General features: G+C 41.7%; 16 protein-coding genes. 9 read left to right on the top strand and 7 right to left on the bottom strand.

Features of this window, described 5'->3' with window-relative positions; genetic code table 11:
• Positions 1–116: 116 nt before the first annotated feature.
• The gene (locus AAEY75_RS07270) at positions 117–1,379 is read right to left on the bottom strand and encodes a hypothetical protein (RefSeq protein WP_352259240.1); all 1,263 of its coding nucleotides are present in this window, start codon (positions 1,377–1,379) and stop codon (positions 117–119) included.
• Positions 1,380–1,584: 205 nt separating this feature from the next.
• Here AAEY75_RS07270 and AAEY75_RS07265 point away from each other — a divergent pair, with 205 nt between their 5' ends.
• Positions 1,585–2,100, top strand: coding sequence for a L,D-transpeptidase family protein (locus tag AAEY75_RS07265; protein WP_352259239.1), 516 nt, complete (start codon positions 1,585–1,587; stop codon positions 2,098–2,100).
• A 258-nt stretch (positions 2,101–2,358) separates the two neighbouring features.
• On the opposite strand, the gene AAEY75_RS07260 is transcribed toward AAEY75_RS07265, so the two are convergent.
• Complete coding sequence (locus AAEY75_RS07260; protein ID WP_352259238.1) at positions 2,359–4,002, bottom strand: CYTH and CHAD domain-containing protein; 1,644 nt, start codon at positions 4,000–4,002, stop codon at positions 2,359–2,361.
• A gap of 295 nt (positions 4,003–4,297) precedes the next feature.
• Between AAEY75_RS07260 and AAEY75_RS07255 the strand changes: the two genes are divergently transcribed.
• Positions 4,298–5,572: a DUF4349 domain-containing protein gene (locus AAEY75_RS07255; RefSeq protein WP_352259237.1), complete on the top strand. Its 1,275-nt coding sequence runs from the start codon at positions 4,298–4,300 to the stop codon at positions 5,570–5,572.
• A gap of 284 nt (positions 5,573–5,856) precedes the next feature.
• Here AAEY75_RS07255 and AAEY75_RS07250 read toward each other — a convergent pair whose 3' ends face one another.
• Positions 5,857–7,443 (bottom strand): isocitrate lyase, encoded by a 1,587-nt coding sequence (locus tag AAEY75_RS07250; RefSeq protein WP_201550189.1) that lies wholly within the window; start codon positions 7,441–7,443, stop codon positions 5,857–5,859.
• A gap of 755 nt (positions 7,444–8,198) precedes the next feature.
• Here AAEY75_RS07250 and AAEY75_RS07245 point away from each other — a divergent pair.
• Together AAEY75_RS07245 and AAEY75_RS07240 are read left to right on the top strand one after the other, a co-directional pair.
• Positions 8,199–9,188, top strand: a complete 990-nt coding sequence (locus AAEY75_RS07245; RefSeq protein WP_110923131.1) for a LysR family transcriptional regulator — start codon at positions 8,199–8,201, stop codon at positions 9,186–9,188.
• A gap of 397 nt (positions 9,189–9,585) precedes the next feature.
• Positions 9,586–10,959 carry an NAD-dependent succinate-semialdehyde dehydrogenase gene (locus AAEY75_RS07240; RefSeq protein ID WP_352259236.1) on the top strand — a complete coding sequence of 458 codons (1,374 nt, stop codon included), beginning with the start codon at positions 9,586–9,588 and terminating at the stop codon, positions 10,957–10,959.
• A gap of 163 nt (positions 10,960–11,122) precedes the next feature.
• Here the strand turns inward: AAEY75_RS07240 and purN are convergent, their stop codons facing one another.
• Both purN and purM read right to left on the bottom strand, forming a co-directional pair.
• Positions 11,123–11,809: a phosphoribosylglycinamide formyltransferase gene (purN, locus tag AAEY75_RS07235; RefSeq protein ID WP_352259235.1), complete on the bottom strand. Its 687-nt coding sequence runs from the start codon at positions 11,807–11,809 to the stop codon at positions 11,123–11,125.
• The gene (gene purM / locus AAEY75_RS07230; RefSeq protein WP_352259234.1) at positions 11,809–12,858 is read right to left on the bottom strand and encodes a phosphoribosylformylglycinamidine cyclo-ligase; all 1,050 of its coding nucleotides are present in this window, start codon (positions 12,856–12,858) and stop codon (positions 11,809–11,811) included. The genes purN and purM overlap by 1 nt, the downstream gene beginning before the upstream one ends.
• A 340-nt stretch (positions 12,859–13,198) precedes the next feature.
• Here purM and AAEY75_RS07225 point away from each other — a divergent pair, with 340 nt between their 5' ends.
• From AAEY75_RS07225 to AAEY75_RS07215, 3 genes are all read left to right on the top strand, one after another.
• Complete coding sequence (locus AAEY75_RS07225) at positions 13,199–14,305, top strand: AI-2E family transporter (protein WP_352259233.1); 1,107 nt, start codon at positions 13,199–13,201, stop codon at positions 14,303–14,305.
• Between the two features lie 329 nt (positions 14,306–14,634).
• Positions 14,635–15,438 (top strand): DnaA regulatory inactivator Hda, encoded by an 804-nt coding sequence (gene hda, locus AAEY75_RS07220; protein WP_197216760.1) that lies wholly within the window; start codon positions 14,635–14,637, stop codon positions 15,436–15,438.
• Positions 15,439–15,494: 56 nt separating this feature from the next.
• Positions 15,495–16,178, top strand: coding sequence for a DUF2057 family protein (locus AAEY75_RS07215; protein ID WP_197216762.1), 684 nt, complete (start codon positions 15,495–15,497; stop codon positions 16,176–16,178).
• A 101-nt stretch (positions 16,179–16,279) separates the two neighbouring features.
• Here AAEY75_RS07215 and AAEY75_RS07210 read toward each other — a convergent pair whose 3' ends face one another.
• Both AAEY75_RS07210 and AAEY75_RS07205 read right to left on the bottom strand, forming a co-directional pair.
• On the bottom strand, positions 16,280–16,759 hold the full coding sequence (locus AAEY75_RS07210; protein WP_110923124.1) for a Dps family protein: 480 nt from the start codon (positions 16,757–16,759) through the stop codon (positions 16,280–16,282).
• Between the two features lie 230 nt (positions 16,760–16,989).
• Positions 16,990–17,649, bottom strand: a complete 660-nt coding sequence (locus AAEY75_RS07205) for a YcxB family protein (protein WP_197216764.1) — start codon at positions 17,647–17,649, stop codon at positions 16,990–16,992.
• A 209-nt stretch (positions 17,650–17,858) separates the two neighbouring features.
• On the opposite strand from AAEY75_RS07205, the gene AAEY75_RS07200 reads away from it, so the two are divergent.
• Positions 17,859–18,053 carry a hypothetical protein gene (locus AAEY75_RS07200; RefSeq protein WP_197216766.1) on the top strand — a complete coding sequence of 65 codons (195 nt, stop codon included), beginning with the start codon at positions 17,859–17,861 and terminating at the stop codon, positions 18,051–18,053.
• A gap of 17 nt (positions 18,054–18,070) precedes the next feature.
• Positions 18,071–19,357: a serine--tRNA ligase gene (serS, locus tag AAEY75_RS07195; protein ID WP_197216768.1), complete on the top strand. Its 1,287-nt coding sequence runs from the start codon at positions 18,071–18,073 to the stop codon at positions 19,355–19,357.
• Positions 19,358–19,389: the final 32 nt, after the last annotated feature.

Raw genomic sequence — 19,389 nt, 5'->3', positions numbered from 1 at the left:
TCAATTAGAAAATTAAATCGTAAAAAAAGAGGCTCTATACAGAGCCTCTTTTTTATTGCTAATAGTCTGTGCTTAAATACTTATGACAACAGCTACGTTTAAATGGTTGTTTGCGTCTACTCAGCTTCAGCTGTTTCTACAACATCTTCATCGTCTACCATCACTATTGCTACATCTTGCTGCTGGCGTTCTTCAAGAGTCTTTTGTTCCAGTAGTACCTCTTCTGTTGCTAACATAGCACCGTCAGACTTTTGCATTTGATATTTGAGGGTTGCCAATCCACCCAGTATACTAATGACCAAAATGATAATGAGAATAACGGGGTTTTTCCAAAGTGGTGTGGCAGCCTCGTATTCAATCGGTTTTTCACTGATCGTTGCCGGCGTGTTGTCGCTATTGCCACTGATTAGACCTAAGCTAACCAAAGGCGGCTTGGGCGGGGTAGTAGGTTCAGAATTTACGCGCAGTCGATTGCGACTGAGATAGATGTCTGATATTTTTGCGAGCTGTAGTAACCAACGTTGATGTGGCAATGCAATATCATGCATTTCAGCAAACACCAGCATGTCGTTATGGCGTCCTTGTTGCAAGTTATCAGGTGAGCGGCCAATGGCTTTCAAATAGTTACCTGTAGCCAGTTGCATGTCTTGAACAGGCTCATAGCTTTCAGGTTTGAATGCCGTCAGTTCGTACCAGTAAGGATCGAAAGGTGGTGGGGTGCTTGAGAGCTGCTCAGCACTTAATAGACCAGTCTCTGATGGATTTTCAGCTCCCGTGTCCACTGTATTTTCGGCTGCTAAAACAGGCGCTTCGTCGTTGTTATTAGCCAGTTCGGCTGATAGGGTTTCCGGTTCACTGACTGTAAAACGTGCTAATGACAAAAACTGTGGTTGTAGCGCAAACCATTTATTAATCTCGTTATTATCGAGTTGACTGTATTCTGCCAATATAGCCAGCTCACGGAGTACAATCACGCATAAAGAGGTCAATAAAATTTGGACTTGTTGCGTCGTTGTGTCAATTTGACTGGCAATATGATCGCTTGCTTTTATGACCCGAGCGTTATCAGAGAATATGGCATCTGCCGCATCGTGACGGTGATATAACGTCGCACTGATGGTCGCAAAATTCATAGAGTTGTATTGACGGAGCTCTTTGACAGCACCACGCCCAAATAGCTTCTTACTCACGGCTTGACCATCATAACGTTGCTGATAAGCGAGAAGGGCACTAATAATTGCCTGCAAACTGGCATCCATTGCTAAGCGGGCTTGTGGTAATGAAAGCTTTGCGGCATCTGCCAATAAAGACACCATTGGTATGGTATCTTGATATAGAAAATCATACATCGACACACGTGTCGGTGAAATAGTCGTCATAATCTGCTAGCATCAAAAAGTGTGCCCCTATATTACGGTGCCCAATGCCTTGATACAATCCCTTGATAATAGAAATTTTCAATCATTTTACGTGGACGTGTTGAATAATCTTAATATAGTCACTGTGAGTGCCCTAGTTGAAAGTTCAATATGTCCTAATTACCCTAACAGTATTTTTACAAATAACTGATAGTTGGAAGCATTTATGACAAACAGCAATAATCTTGATATACAGATAATCATCAACATCGCTCATCAATATTTAACGGTACACCAGCAGAATAAAGAAATAGCAGGATACTCGATATCGACTGCTAAAAACGGCATCGGTAGTCAGCAAGATAGTGGCTGTACACCACTTGGTAAACATGTCATTGCCGAAAAAATAGGGGGTAGTGTCCCTAGCAACGCTGTGTTTATAGGCCGTGTGCCCACAGGTGAGATATATAATGCGGAGCTCGGCATGTCTCATCCTGAACGCGATTGGATATTGAGCCGTATCCTTTGGCTAAGTGGTCTCGAGGAAGAAGTGAATAAAGGTCGTAACAGCCAAGGTGGCTGCGATACTTATGAGCGCTATATCTATATACACGGCACACCAGATACTGAGCCAATGGGCGCACCATTTTCACATGGCTGTATACGTATGCGTAACGCGGATATCATTCAGTTATTTGAGCAAGTCAGCGAGGGGACGTTTGTGACTATTATAGCTGAATAGTATAGTCAACCCTCTATAAATTGGATACGGTGCCAGTCTCGCTTAGTCTACTACTTGTAGTACTTTCAATCGCCTTCCTTGTCTCCAAATTATATTGAACCGACTGTGGGATAGATGAATAAAATAGAGTGACAGTACAAACATATTGATACCATAATCTATAGCAATTTGCTTGAGTTAAAAGTTATAAAAAAGACAGCCCTCATAGAGTGAGCTGTCTTTTTTATTCTAATTTTTTGCTATTTCACTATGAACGTTTTACCAAAATATCGAACGATCTCTCACTTTGGCTAAGCGTTTTTCGCTGTGTTTCGTGTCTTTTTTGAGTGCGGCTGCAAACCAACCTGCACCATATAATGCATTATTATCTACAGCTGATTTTATCTGATAACGCTGTTGATATTGTGCATAGCTATGATGTTTATCTAGTGATTTTTGCGCTTTGATCAAATATTTTAGCTGGTGTTTGGTGTGTTTCTTAGATGCTTTCTTACTTAATAGAGGCGCACAAAACTCAGTAATATAAAGCAAATCTGTTAGCTGATGCAATTCAAAGCCTGCTTGCTCATCAGTATCAAGATTTGAGTCCGTACTCTCTAAATCAACATCCTCTAAATCAATATTTTTTAAATCAATGTCTTCTAAATCCATACTATCGTTTTCAACATTGTCTTCCTCACCAAGCTCGTCATTGGTTTGGAGCAGATTTTCATGTTGCTTGGATAGGATTTTTACGATTTTATCGATAGCAAGCTTGTTGTTTTGAGGCTCAAGGCTTGGATCACTCATGGTAAAAGCAATGAGTTCTAATAAGGTCAGCTGAAAATCAGGGACGCTGATGGCGTCGATAGGCTTGATTTTGAGAGCATCAATATCCGTCGTCCAGTTAGTCTCAGGTGCGCCATATTCTTGCAGCTTAGGTTCGATATAATTTGCTAGGTAATCCAGCTCCTGATAATCGCCAAGTAAGGTGGCCGTTTGGTTTAGTATTGGCTGCCAATAAGGATTGATTTCATCAGAGAAGCTAGCAAACGCATCTAGGGCAGCACATAAGCGGCGAATGCCTATCTGTAACTGCAAGATGTGGCCACTGTCAGTGCTACTAGCCACGATAGCACTGCTGTTCGGTAGTATTTGCAGCAGACAGTTATGTACGGCAGCCCTTACAAAGGAAGGCATGCTAGTTTTTTTATTGATGTTTAGCTGGCTAAGATCAGCGCTAACGGCTGGGCTATGATTCTGTCCGTTGATGAGCAATCCACCGCGTTCAGCCTTGGTTACAGTAGATAAGCATAGCTTATAGCGCTGACACCAAGTTTTGGCTGTCATAAACAGAAAATCTAAATCTCCTGATACCAGTTCGAACTCTATCTCTTGAATAACTTCTCGCTGGGCATCATCGTTACCATGAATAATCTCTCCATGATCGTAGGCAATCTCGATGCTATTATTTACTTGATTATCTATTTGATCGCTACTGTCTTCTACCAGTAATCGAGTGGTGCGCTGTACATCAGTGACATATAGTCGCGTCAGTGTTTTTGCCAGCTTTTTGAGCTTAAAGTCAGACAATGCAGGAGCGATTGGTGTGTCTTTATAAATGGTCAAATCAGGCATAAGGGAGTTGGTATCGAGCATTGCTTGTACTTGTTCGTTATCTAACACCGCATTGTGCTCTAAGCGCGCTGCAATACCATCACCGCCAGCTTTGATAGTCTGTACCCACGAATCGCCTTCTTTACGAATACGCAAGCCAATACCTGACTGTGCCAACTGTTGGTCAGGCGTATCGTAATAATGGGCAGCCAGTTGCGTCAGCTGTGAGGATTTGACTTGAGCTTGACGCATCAAGCCTTTTAGCCGTGATTCTGGCACCAAAAACTTCAGTTCTATCTCTTGCATGGTGGCTCCCAATTATTTTAATAAACGTTAAGTGAGTACTTTAGTCAATCTATAGTCGGCTCAATATAATTTGGATACAAGGAAGTCGAGTGAAAGTACTACACATCTGTACTCGGCTACTTGGTACTTTTTTAGATTCAGTCAACGCTATCGTATGAAAGCTATCATCTAATAACAAGTAATATTCTATAGAACTATCTATGTGTTTTTCTATAAAAAATACACTTTTGTTTTATTGTCGTTATAATTGAGAAAATATTGAACAAAAGTATATTTAATAATGAGAGAAATCCTTATGGTATCTGAAAGCCATCTTTTGAAAAAGCAGGTTGGTTTTGATAGGCAGCACGACTCTATGATGAGTAAGCTTAAAACATCATCACAACCTAATCGTTTGTCATTAGCTATAGCAGCGGTAATGCTCGGATCTGTATTACTGATGAGTGGTTGTAGTCAATCTGAGGAATATGCAGAAAGTGCCTCAGAGGAGCCAAGCGATTATGCGAATGAACAAGACGTTAGTGCTGATATCAATACCGTGATGTCTGAACAATCAGTTGTTGCAGAGCCAGAGTCAGAGGCTGGCAATCAAGCCAATGAACTGACGGTTGAGAGCTTATCAGGAAGTAGTGAGCAGACACTTGCTAGTCAGGCCGCTAATATCCAGATACAAGGTAAAGAGCTGCTGATCAATGCCAGTGCAAATTTTACTGTCAAAGACGTGGTCAAGAGTAGTGCTGCTATTGAGACATTGACACGGCAGCAGGGTGGCTATGTGGCGCTCAGTAATATTAGCAACTATCCACGTAGTGATATAACCTTTCTCCAAGGTGATAAAAATATTACAATCACAACCTATAATCGCCAAGCTGAAATGACGGTTCGGGTTCCTCGTATCAACGTCAATAAGTTCTTGGAGCAAATGCAGCAGCAAGTGGCTTTTTTGAATGGTCAAGAGTTCACAGCACAAGACGTTACTTTGGATATTTATCGTGAACAGCTGGCAAGTCAGCTAAATAGCGATATGGCGGATGAGCTCAGTCAAGAGCGTCTCGATAGCAAAAATGATAAAGATCAGGGTAGTAATGTCGATGCTATCACCGCTACTTATGCAGCACGTCGCCAAAAAGAATTGGCAAAGCTTGAGCAAATGGATATCGCCGATAAAATTAAATATAGTACAATCAATCTGAGCTTTATGCAGCCAGATGTCAGCTATAAAGAAACCACGCAAAACCTAGACGTTTTGATAGATGCTGAGCGGCCGAGTTTTGGCACCGAAGTCAACAAATCATTCAAAGATGGTTGGAGTATGCTCAGGTCATTTGCACTTGGCATTATACAATTGTGGTGGCTAGTGGTGCTTGGTGGTGTTTTTTATCTCATTTATAGAATGATAAAAGCGATCTATCGTAAGTTTTTTAAACACAGCCCTCGTGTAGAACACTTACGACGTAATCTGATGGGTGAAAACCAAGACGTCCATCATTCAGAGGGTATAAAGAGCAATCAGGTAGATGATAATACCGACAGTGCTAAAGAGACTGATAGCAAGGATGCTAAGCATTAGGGCGTGTTCTCAATTCAAACGAGTGTCCTCTAAATGAGCTAAAAATAGCTAAATTTTGCCAAAAGTCGTCAAATAGCTGGTTAATATCCTGATATTATCTGCGCTATTTTCCTCGTTTGACGACAACTTATCTCATTCTTATCATCATTTTTAAAATGAGGACACGCCCTAGAATTGAAGCTTAAAAAGCTCACAATGACAGAGTATCAATAAACAGCCATAAAAAAGCCGCCCTACATAATGTAGGGCGGCTTTTTTAGCAATTATTTATAGAGAGTCGGTTATTAGAACTGGTTCATTGTGTTCTTGCCGCCGCCAGCTTTAAGTGCGTTGTCACCAGAGAAGATTTCTTTGTGATCATCGCCTAGGTCAGAACCCGCCATTGCTTGGTGCTTAACACAAGCGATGCCTTCACGGATTTCTTTACGTTGTACGCCAGCTGCATAAGCAAGCATGCCTTCTTCACCGAAGTAGCCTTTAGCAAGTTCATGAACGCTAAGTGCAGTCGTGTGATAAGTCGGTAGGGTGATTAAGTGATGGAATACACCCGCTTCACGTGACGCATCACGTTGGAAGTTCTTAGCGGCTACGTCAGCTGCTGCATCAAGCTCAGTACCGTCGTAATCAGCACTCATCAAGTCATCTTTATTGTATGCAGAGAGGTCTTTGCCTTCTTCTTCCCACTGAGCGATAACTTGCTTACGGAAGTTAAGCGTCCAGTTGAATGATGGGCTGTTGTTGTATACAAGCTTCGCTTTAGGCTGTTGCTCTTTAATACGGTCAACCATCATTTTGATGTGTTCTACGTCTGGCGTTGGTGTCTCAATCCATAGTAGATCGGCACCGTTTTCTAGAGCGGTCACACAGTCAAGTACAACGCGGTCAATGTTTGTGTCTTCGCGGAACTGATATAGGCCATTTTGCAGACGAACTGGACGTACTAGTTTGCCGTTGTGCTTAAGCAAGCTGTCGTTTTCTTGAGCATTTTCTAAAGTAACTTCTTCCATTTCGATGAAGTCGATGTATTTAGAAGCTAGATCGCCTGGCTCATTTGATACTGGAATTTTTTGCGTGAGTGATGCACCTTCAGAATCGGTACGTGCAACGATAACGCCGTCTTCAACACCAAGTTCTAGGAATGCATAACGGATAGCGTTTAGCTTAGAGATGAAGTCTTCGTGCGGTACAGTTACTTTACCCGCCTGGTGACCACATTGCTTAGCATCAGATACTTGGTTTTCAACCTGAATGGCACAAGCACCTGCTTCGATCATTTGCTTAGTCAGTAGGTAAGTGGCTTCTTCGTTACCAAAACCTGCATCGATATCAGCAATGATTGGCACAACATGCGAATCAAAGTTTTCGATTTTTTCTACGATAGCTGAAGTATCTTGACCAGCTTCTTCAGCAGCGTTTAGCTCACGGAAGTAATCGTTCAATACTTTAGCATCGGCTTGACGTAGGAACGTGTAGATTTCTTCGATTAGCTTAGGTACTGAGGTTTTTTCATGCATAGATTGGTCAGGTAGTGGACCAAACTCAGAGCGTAGAGCTGCAACCATCCAACCTGATAAGTAAATATAAGTTTTAGAAGTAGTGCCAAAATATTTCTTTTTAGCGTACATAGTTTGTTGTGCAACAAAACCATGCCATGCACCTAGAGACTGTGTGTACTGAGACGTATCATTGTCATAGTCTTCCATGTCTTGACGCATGATTTTTGCAGTATATTTTGCGATATCCAAGCCCGTTTTGAAACGGTTTTGTGACATCATACGTGCCGCATCGGTTTCGCTGATATTCTGCCAGTTACCGTGCTTTTGCTTTAATTCACGTACTAGGTCGATCGCTGATTTATATGCAGTTGACATCTATGTCTCCTTGGTGGGGTGTAAAAACAAATAAGTTAAGTGCTAAAATAATGACGATTGTGTATGACTGAAAAGGTATACATTTAGACTTTATATTAGTGCTATTGACATCTTATAAGGTCAGACAGAATTACAAGCTATCAGTTAAAGCCTTATTTACCCTAAACAAACTTAGTCACTAGTACAAGAGAATTACTAGAACTTGGTAGTGAAAAAACAATAGGTAATGTATAAAAGGTTGCTGAGCTTATTCATATATTTCTAAGGCACTTGCTTTCTTTATTGAGTGGCGATGTCATTATCGGCAATAAGAAATGTTACAATAATAAACAGTTTGTGCGATAGATTTAGTCATTGTCTAATGACTATAACGGTCTTTTAAGTAGTCAATTCATCGTATGATGCTACCGATAAAGACCATCAATATACTATATAATTGTGTCGGTCAAATGAATGTAGCCAGTCTATAAAACTAAGCTGTATCGTTTGCGTTACAAGTCATCCTATGAGACTTACTATAACTGCCTTACCAAGATTTATCTAATTTATGATTATTATCTTGGGTATTTTCTTTAGTTATAATTCATATATAACAGTACCTTACATTAGACAGTTTAGGTTATACTTAGCAGATATCGCATAAAATCAGATAAAAAAATAGCAGAATTACACTGTTATAGACCATAAATTGTTAGAACAGCACCAAAAATGCCAAGCTTATAACGGCACTTATCCAAAGGCCAAGAGAACTATATATGAATTTGCAGCGGGTAGATTTAAACTTATTGGTACATCTAGATGTGTTGTTACGAGAGAAAAATGTCACTCGTGCAGCTGAGCAGCTTGGCATTACCCAACCTGCGATGAGTAACATTTTGCGCCGTCTGCGCAAATTGTTTAATGACCCTCTATTGGTTCGATCATCTGAAGGTATGACGCCAACGGAGCGGGCTTTAGAGTTGCAACCTCGTATTCGTGAGATACTGGCAGATTTGACGCAAGTGTTAGAGCCACGTACTGAATTCCGTCCTTATAGTACCTCTCGCGTCTTTCGTATTATGACGTCGGATTATGCAGAAGCGACTTTGGTGCCTAAACTGGTCAAAGCACTACGCTCAGAAGCACCTAATGTTATTTTGGACTTTTTGACACCATCAGACGTCTCTTACCGTGATATGGAGCAGGGGCGCGTTGACTTAGCGATTAACCGTTTCAATGAGATACCACAGAGCTTTCACCAAGTGTTGGTGTGGCGTGATACTTTTAGTTGTCTGTTGTCTTCCGACAGCCCTTATGCCAATCGTTTTAATTTAAAAAACTATCTAAAAGCGCAGCATGTTTGGGTCTCTAAAACTGGCATGGGTGTCGGCTTTGGGGTCAATCCTGAAAAATCAGGTGGTCTAGGGTCTATCGATCAAGCGCTACAACGCCTCGGTCAAAAACGTCAAATCAGTGTCTTTACTCGTCATTATCAGATGCCAGCCATGCTTGCTGCTAATAAAGATTTGGTAGCAACTTTGCCAACTCGTGTGGCAAAAATGCAGGCAAATAACGACAGTATTAAAATGGAAGAGCCACCATTTTTTATTCCTGAGTTCGAGCTAACCATGGCATGGTCGCCACTATTGCAACATCATCCAGCTCATCGTTGGTTACGCCAACTTATCATGCATGTGGCTCGTCAAATCGTTGACGAAGAAGAAAACCCACCGCAGGAGATACCTGTGATGAACCATCTATTTTAGATTGATTATTTTTTAAGACAGATAAATTTTTTATTAAACCAGCCGCAGGGCTGGTTTTTATTGGTCTAAATTTACTCAAATACCTCGTCCATAACTCAAACTACTTACAACTTAAGCGTAGTTAATAAGATAGCCACACTCTTAACATCTTACGCACACTTCTTTATATCTTGTAAACCTATCATCCAAATTACCTTGTTATGATGGCCACAGATAGAAAGTAGCGCACAAACAAGCTGCTACCTATTTGAGTGATTGGTTGCTATAAGAACTTACGATACAACAAGAACTTATTGCATAACGTTTGGCAAGTATGTTGAGCCAAAAAGCAGTACCGATGCTTATTTTATAAACTGAAAATACTAAACATAAAATAAAATATAACAAGGACAATAATATGTCAGATATCACTACTATCAACCCAACTACGGGTGAAGAGATCAAGAATTACGATTACATGAGCGTAGACGAAGTTAATAAAATTGTTGATGCTTCACATGAAGCATTTTTAGCATGGCGTACTGTTAGCCACGAAGAACGTGGCCGAGCGATTAAATCTATTGGTGATAAGCTAATCGAGTACAAAGAAGAGCTGGCTAAACTGATGACAGAAGAGCGCGGTAAGCTATATAGCCAAAGTTTAGAAGAGATTGATCTGTGTAAGGCAATCTGTGATTATACTGCTGAAAACGGTGTTGAATCACTGGCTGACGACGTACGTGACATTGAGGGCATGAGAAAAGGATTGGTCAGCTATCAACCTATTGGTATCATTTATGGTATGCAGCCTTGGAACTTCCCAGCGTATCAGGTATTCCGTTATACCATTGCCAATTTGATGGCAGGTAATAGTATCCTGCTAAAACACGCTTCTAACGTAACAGGCTCTGGTTTGTTAATCGAAAAAATACTTCATGAGTCTGAACTGCCAAATGATCTTTTCCGTACCATTATCATTGGTCATGACCAGTCAGAGAAATTAATTAACAACGACAAAGTACGCGGGGTCACACTAACTGGTAGCGATAAAGCAGGTGTCATCGTTGGTCAACAAGCGGCAAAAGCTATCAAAAAAGCGGTATTAGAGCTTGGCTCAAACGATGCTTTCATCGTATTAGAAGATGCTGATTTAGATATAGCAGTAGAAACTTGTACACAAGCACGTCTGATCAATAACGGTGAAACTTGTGTTGCCGCAAAACGCTTCATTGTAGTGGATAGTGTATATGACGAATTCCGCAAGCGTATTGTTGAGAAGTTCGAAGGTGCGAAATATGGCGATCCTATGGATGATAGCTCAGACATCGGACCATTGGCTCGCAAAGATCTACAAGAACAGTTACATGAGCAAGTAGAGCAAAGTGTGGCTAAAGGTGCAACGATTGCTGTTGGTGGTAAAGTTCCTGATAGCAAAGGCAGTTTTTATCCAGCCACTATCTTAGAAAACGTTGAAAAAGGTCAACCTGCCTATGATGATGAGTTGTTTGGCCCTGTGGCTTCCCTCATTCGCGCAAAAGACCAGGACGATGCCTTACGTATCGCTAACGACAGCCGTTATGGTTTAGGTGGTGCAATCTTCTCAAAAGATACAGACAAAGCAGTACGTCTAGCACGTGAGGAGTTTGATACGGGTATGGTCTATATCAATGGTTACGGTCTAGCCAACCCTGCATTACCATTTGGTGGTGTAAAAAATTCAGGTTATGGTCGTGAGCATGGCGGTTTTGGTATCAAAGAGTTTGTAAATATCAAGGCTGTGCATGTCTTCTAATGGCGGTTGATATTATTGCTAGATATTAATATGGTCGTCATTAGATGACCATTGAATAAAAAAAGCCCAGTCGCTCACTACGAGTTAACTGGGCTTTTTCATGTAAAAATGTTATACGTGCCAAAACTAGGTTCGAGCTAACTTATCATGCTCTAATGCCAATCTAAGCGTTCATAAAAAGCTGTAATGGCAAGGCTGGCAAGTAACTTGCTTTAGCTGTATTACTAGTATCAAGTGACAATACTTTATTTGCTAATAGCAAAATTGTCCAAGGCAGCAATTTATGCTCAAGTTTTTGTATACGTGCTTGTAGGCTATTAGCTGTCTCTGTTTGATTGATCTCTAGCAGCGCTTGAGTCAAAACAGCGCCCGCATCGAGCTCGGCAGTGACGACATGAATACTACAGCCGTGGTGACGTTCACCTGCTTGTATCGCCCGCTGATGGGTATCAAGCCCTTTATAAACAGGCAATAGAGAAGGGTGCAAGTTAATCATGGGCGCTGGCGCATTATCGATAAATGGGCCGCTTAATACACGCATAAAACCGGCTAATACTATTAAATCAGGTTGCCATTCAACAAGCTGTGCATTTGCATGAGTTTCAAAAGTTTTGATGCCCATGCGTTTGCCGTTAGCAACGTGTGACAGTACTGCGACTGGAATAGCAGCATCATTGGCACGAGTGACGGCATAAGCGTCATCACGATTGCTAATGACACCTACTATCTCAATCGGTAGTGCGCCAGCTTGCATGGCATCGATCAATACTTGCAAATTGCTACCACTGCCTGATACCAGAACAGCGATACGTAACGGCTTGTTGGCGCGACTGGTATTATTGGCTAGCATTAACGGTACACCACTGCATCCACTTCACGACTGACCATTTCGCCTAACTGCCATGCTTTTTCGCCAGCGTCATTCAATATATTGATAGCCGCTTCAGCTTTATCTTTAGGAACAACAATTACAAAGCCAACACCGCAGTTAAAGGTGCGGTACATTTCACTCTGCTCGATGTTACCTTGGGTTTGTAACCAAGTGAATAGTTCTGAAAACTGCCAGCTATTGGTATCGATGCTAGCGGCTATTGTTTCAGGCAATACACGCGGTAAGTTATCTGTTAAGCCACCACCTGTGATATGTGACATGGCATGAAGGGCTGAGCTACCAAGGGTGTCTTGCAAAGCTTTGATGGCTTTGACGTAAATTCGGGTAGGGGCCATTAGTGCATCTTGGATAGGCTGACCATCTAATTGTGCATCACTAGTGCTGACATCAACGCCACTCACTTCGATGACTTTACGAACCAATGAATAACCGTTTGAATGCGCGCCACTTGAGGCAAGGGCGATCAATACATCACCTTCTGCGACATTTTCACCAGTGATAACTTCTGCTTCTTCAACCACACCCACACAAAATCCTGCTAGGTCGTAATCGTCATCTTGATACATGCCTGGCATTTCAGCCGTTTCGCCACCGATTAGCGCACAGTTTGATAGTTTACAACCTTCGCCAATACCAGTTACGACAGTCGCCGCTACGTCAACATCAAGCTTGCCCGTTGCATAGTAATCTAAAAAGAATAATGGCTCAGCGCCGCAAACCAATAGGTCATTGACGCACATAGCGACCAAATCAATACCGATAGTGTCATGACGATTCAGTTGTAAGGCCAGTTTAAGCTTGGTACCTACGCCGTCAGTGCCTGAAACCAATAAAGGTGAGGTGTAACCGGTCGGAATACGACAAAGCGCGCCAAAACCGCCAAGTCCGCCCACAACCTCAGGACGAGAGGTGGCTTTTGCCACTGATTTAATACGTTGAACCAACGCATCGCCTGCATCAATATCAACGCCGGCATCTTTGTAGCTTAAAGAAGGCTTGTTACTCATGGTCATCTCACAAATTTTATAGGGAATGAAGGTCTATCGGTAGAAAAGCGAGTTGGTCGTGTTAATTCTGAATATAGTGGGCGCATTATACCCAAAAACGACCCTCACTCGCAAAGCAACTTGCGGATATTTGACTGATATTTAGTGAAGACTTGCTTTAAGTGGCAAATAAAGCGTCAAGAAACAAAAAATGACTGATTTTTAACGGTACTCTGCGATAATGGGAATCTAAATCTAATGTCAATAACTGTTTGCTATTAAGGTGTTGTTACTCAATAACACTTATTTCAAAGCAATCATATCGCAACTTTAAATCAGCCTACGCCTAGGATAACTTGTTATGATTAACCAACCAATCGACCTCTTTTTTCGACGCTTATTTATCGTCGTTGCTATGGTGGTGGTTGTCTTTTTATTGTATTTAATGATGCCTGTCATTATACCGTTTGTCTTTGCTTTCGTACTCGCTTACTTATTCAATCCGCTGGTCAAACGCCTATCGAAATATATCAAACGCTGGATAGCGATTATCATTGTCTATTCGACCATTACGTTAGGAATGGTGCTGCTGCTATGGTGGTTGATACCGACACTTTGGAATCAGTTGCAAGCGGCGTGGGACTACTTACCCAAAGTGTTGAACTGGTATAACCAAGTGGTGCGAGAATGGTTTGTTAATAACAGCCGTATTAGTTTGCCAGAGCTGGAGTCAAAAGGGTTTTCTGAGACGTTGGTCGATTACATGCAAACGAATTATAAATTCGAAGATGCCAGCACGATGATGAGCCATATCATTGCCTCAAGTATGAGCTTTATTAATAATGCAGGACTCATCGTATTAGTGCCTATTCTGACCTTTTATTTCTTATTTAATTGGGATCAGCGTTTGCATACGTGGAAAATGGCGGTTCCAGCGGCTTATAATGAAAAGTTTGTTCAGATTGCCAGAGAGTGTGATCGTGCATTGATGGCTTTTATTAAAGGTCAGTTATTGGTAATGGTGCTGTTGGGCATGATTTATGCGGTGCAGTTGCAGCTCATTGGTCTTGAACTTGGACTTATCATTGGTATGGTTGCGGGGGTTGCTAGCTTTGTTCCTTATTTGGGGTTTGGTATCGGTTTCATCGCTGCCATTACTGCATGCCTCTTCCAGTTTGGACTAGACTGGACTTATCTGTCATTAATCGCTGGTGCATTTTTGGTTGGGCAGGCCGCTGAGGGTTATGTACTGCAGCCGTTGCTATTAGGTGATAAGATTGGTCTGTCACCGCTATGGGTTATCTTTTCGGTATTGGCAGGAGCCAGCTTGTTAGGCTTCGTCGGTATGCTGATAGCCTTGCCTGTCTCAGCGGTGCTTAATGTATTGTTCCGCCATTTATACGCTTACTATCGTTCGACTGATTTTTATAAAGGCCGTAAGCAACTGGCTCTGTTTGAAAAGAATTAGATGGTTTACTGTCAAATTAACGTGTTTATCATAAATTGGCGGTAGAATTATGAGAGAGATAAAGGGCGGTTGATAAGGCTTAATAGGTAAAAGACTTGTCAGTCATTTTGCAAATATGTTATATATAGGCGCAGTGTTAGTAGTATCAGTGGTTATTCGTTGGCAAGAGCCATTTTTATAATGGTAGTCCTACGATATGTCCATAGCCAAGAACACGGCAGACCAACGCCACAAGTTTATATCAAGTCGTATTGAACACAGTAAAGTCAGTTCTACGACCGTTATGCCTCCTATTTTCCATTGTGTTACGTAAAACGAGTTGATGATTCATGGCAGAAGCACAGCTAAGTCTCAATCTGGACATTAAGCATGATGCAAGTCTAAGCGACTTTGCCGGTCCTGGTTGGATGTCGATTATTGATGCAGTGCGGCAGTTACATGTCGGCCTGATAGGACAGCTGTATCTATTTGGTAGTCCTGCTACTGGTAAGTCTCATTTGCTATCAGCAATCTGTGAGTCGTTTATTGAGATGGACAAATCTGCTATCTGTTTGTCACTCAACGAGTTGATTCATGCCGATGTCCACGTGCTTTCATCTTTAGAGAACTTTGATCTGATCGCAATCGACGATTTAGAAGTCCTTGAGCAAAGCAGTCAGTGGCAAGAAGCTTTATTCCATTTGATTAATCGTAGTCGGGAAGGTCAGCGTCAGTTATTGTTTGCAGCCAATAAACCTGCTGATGATTTACCTTTTCAGCTGAGAGATTTATTGACCCGTTTGGCACAAGCACCTACGTTTAAAGTACCGAATGGTCATGATCTGGCAGATCGTCAGGCATTATTGCAGTCTATCCTGCGTCGACGAGGCTGGCAGTTTGACGATAGGATTATTGACTATTTGCTTACGGAAGGCCCGCACCGTATCGGGGCGATGATGGACGTGCTCAACTATATTCAACCGATGTTTTCTAATCTTGGCCGCAACAATATATCCAAAGCAGTCATAAGTGATGCGTTACGTACTATTGATGAACAGACACTAGCGGCAGAGCTTGCTGATATTGCGCAAGAGACGCAAGTAGATCATGACTCTGCAGATCAAGATCAACATACTATGCCATTCGACTTTTAGCCCTAAAAATACGAATATTTTTATCCAAAACGTTTTTACTATTAATGGAATCACTTATGAAACTCAATGCTTCTTTGCTAAAAAAAATGACTATCGGTACGTTACTTATTGGTGCAAGCTCTGTCTCTATGTTGTCGCAAGCAGAGGTCACTCTGTTGGTTGATGACCATATCAAGGTCACTGCTATTAATGGGCAAGAACTTCAACAGAGTGCTTTTCAACCTCTAGTGAAAAAATTCACGCTTGAACCTGGACAACATGCCATCACTGCTAAGTATGACCGCTTGTATAACCTGCCTCGTGATGAGCATGATTACTTGCGTTCAGGTAACGTCAGTGTGACCGCACAATTGGCTGATAATCAAACCTATCGTTTGACTATGCCAAGTCAACCAGAAGAGTATAAAGCGGCTAGAGAATATGCCAAACGTCCAACGTTAGCTGTGCAGCAGGATAATACTGTGATCGCTAGCCAGCAAAGTATGGCGAATAACCAAGGCGGATTATTTTCAGGTTTGGGTAACGTAATAGGCGGTGTGTTTGGTGGCTCGGGTGATGCTGAGATGCAAAACCAACGTGTTATTGCATCATTAGACAAGCCAGCGGTTGCGAATCAAAACACTGTACAGCAAACGACAAGCGTTAATTCATCTAACAGTAATTTAGATCAGTTTATGCAAATCTGGCTACAAGCAACACCTGCTGAGCGTGAAAAAATGAGTCAATGGATTCAAAAATAAATTACCGTCTTTGTAAATATTTAACAATAAAAAAGCACCTATGTTAGGTGCTTTTTTTATTTGTACATTATAGCTTTTATCTCATTTTAGTCTGGCTACTATTAACCCAAAAAGGCGTTGTACATCCATACTAACTTTTCTTGCTCTTGTACATATGCATCGACAAGATCAGCTGACCCTTGGTCTTCGCTATCCGCTGCTAGAGTAGATACTTGACGCTGTTCTTCGATAAGCTCTTGTAAGCCTTTGACCACGCCTTTAACACAAGTCGTGCCGTCTTTAACGTTCTTATCTTCACTAATGCTTGTGTGCTGAGCAAAGTCGCTATAAGCATGGAGTGGTGTACCACCTAACGTTAGAATACGTTCAGCGATTTCATCAATTTGTATTTGTAGTGAGGTATACAGCTCTTCAAACTTTGGATGTAGAGTGAAGAAGTGCTCACCTTTAACGTTCCAGTGATAGCCACGTACATTAATATAAAACATATGGTAGCTTGATAATAGGCCATTTAACTTAGCAATGACTTCGCTCATGTCTGCTCTTTCTAGACCGATTTGGTTAGTCTCATTATTACTCATGATATTATCCTTATAGTGTGAGTGTTGATGTAAAAATTAAATGAAGAAAGTTATAACTTTAACTTATTTATATAATCCAGCGCTTCTACTACCTTTCTTCTGATGCCTATTATAATAACAAAGCATCATCGACAAGTTAAGTTTAATAAATACAATAATGCGATTGGTTTATCAAAAGAGCTAAACCCTTTATCGTTCAATGAATGAGCAATAAAGAGCTATCTAATGCTTTATGCTGGTGGTTGTAAGTTCTCAGGGTTTAATCCTTTAACAGCAATGAATTCCTCTAAATGCTGACGCACTGTGTCGATTGGGAATTTCTGTGCTTGCAGGCGTTTAGGTACAATTTGGCTGCCTTGCTGACCTTTCATCTCAAACATGATAAAAATGTAGTCATCAGTCTCATCCCAGCTTTTGACCGCAGACCATGGGATAACCGCTTGTTGAGTATTGCTCGCGCGCATTTGCATACCACGCATTTGCGAGTTTTTCATCAAATCAGGTTGATTGACGGGCATTGCCATCACTAAGCCATGCTTTTGTACACCCAGTTTCATCTGACGCATCTCATCTGGCATTTCTTGGTCGGCGACTTGTTTTTCGAATTCTCTTTTGACATACCATTTAAAACCAAGGGTACGAACCAGTAAGTAAACCACCACTGAAACCAACATCAACCAAAAAATAATGGTTGAGTAGCCTGTGACAAAGACCAACCCTGCAATCGCTAGTACCACGACTACTGCCATAATGATCCACTCTTTCATTTTGATGCTTTTTAGACCAAAAGAAGGGCTGGCACTAGAAAATAGCTCGTATTGTGCTTGGTGAAATTCTGCCTCAGTTAGGTTTAAGGCGACAGGTTGCAGCGTGTAGGGGTACAGGGCCATAAAGGTTTCTCAAATACTTGTGTTAAAAGTGTTGGGTTTAAATCACCAAAGTGAAGCAGCTACGCGGCACTTGGCTGAAAGTGAAAAAAGGTATGCACTTATCTTACCGAAAAGCGCTCTCAAATGAAACATATAAGCAGCACTGTTCACGGATAGACGCGATATTATAGCGATTAATTAATACGGATGATGATTATGGGGGCTTATGAATGCCCAAAGCATATTATCAAGTTAAAAATCGCATGCCATTAATCATCAAAGCGATGAATGAAAGTATCGCCAAAACATGGTCAAATGAGATGGGTCTTGGTATTATAGCGGCTACCACTTATTTTGATAAAATCAGCACCTTTAAAAACAGTACCTTTAAAAACAAAACCTTTAAACCTCTTATTCACTTCTAGCGTTACAGGCAACTATTATGATTGATCCGAAACTCTTACGCGGCGATTTAATCGACTTACAACAGCAGTTGGCCACTCGTGGTTATGCACTTGACATGGATTTTTGGCAAACAGTTGAGTCAGAACGTAAATCTTTGCAGATCAAAACTGAAGAGTTGCAGTCGCGCCGTAATGCTGGTGCTAAGCAAGTAGGTGCTCTAAAAAAATCAGGCGAAGACGCCAGTGAGCTATTGGCTGAGATGCAAAGCGTCAGTGGTGAGATTAAAGCGGCTGAAGATGAATTGCGCACTTTGCAAGAGCGTATCACCAAAGCTGGCATGCAAATCCCTAATATTCCAGCAGCCGATGTGCCAGTGGGTACGTCAGAAGATGATAACGTAGAAGTTCGCAAGTGGGGCACACCGCGTACGTTTGATTTTGAAATCCAAGATCATACCTATATTGGTGAGACACTTGGTATGCTTGATTTTGAAGCGGCGACCAAGCTGACTGGCAGTCGCTTTAATGTACTAAAAGGACAGTTGGCGCAGATGCATCGCGCACTGATTCAATTTATGCTCAATACCCATACCATGAAGTACGGCTATCTTGAGACCTATGTGCCTTATATTGTGAATTCAGACAGCCTCAAAGGTACAGGGCAGTTGCCAAAGTTTGAAGATGATTTGTTTAAGCTGAAAAATCACACAAACAATGAAGACATGGACTTTTATCTCATTCCAACCGCTGAAGTGCCCATGACCAACTTGGTACGTGGTGAGCGTTTGGATATTAGCGAGCTGCCACTTAAGTTTACCGCGCATACGCCTTGTTTCCGTAGTGAAGCGGGCTCTCATGGTCGTGATACTCGTGGTCTGATCCGTCAGCATCAGTTTGAAAAAGTTGAGATGGTCAATATTGCCACGGCTGAGCAGTCTGATGAATTGTTAGAAGCAATGACAGGACAAGCTGAATATATCTTGCAGCAGTTGAACCTACCGTACCGCACTGTGCAGCTATGTACGAGTGATATGGGTTTCGCAGCGCAAAAGACTTATGACATCGAAGTATGGTTACCGAGCCAAGACACCTATCGTGAAATCTCAAGCTGCTCTAACTGCGGTGATTTCCAAGCGCGCCGTATGGGTACGCGTGTCAAAGATGGCAAACAAACCAGCTTGGCTCATACTTTGAATGGTTCAGGCTTGGCCGTTGGTCGTACGCTACTGGCAGTCATGGAAAATCATCAAAACGCTGATGGTAGCATCACTATTCCAGAAGTATTGCGTCCGTTTATGGGCGGTGCTGAGACGATTTCAGTTTAATATAGGATTCACTATATAGTTGAATAAGGATA

It is taken from the genome of Psychrobacter sp. TB55-MNA-CIBAN-0194 (genome assembly GCF_040309505.1).
Lineage (GTDB): Bacteria > Pseudomonadota > Gammaproteobacteria > Pseudomonadales > Moraxellaceae > Psychrobacter > Psychrobacter fozii.
The sequence above is the reverse complement of the archived record's forward strand: the minus strand, read 5'-3'. Positions and strand labels throughout refer to the sequence as shown.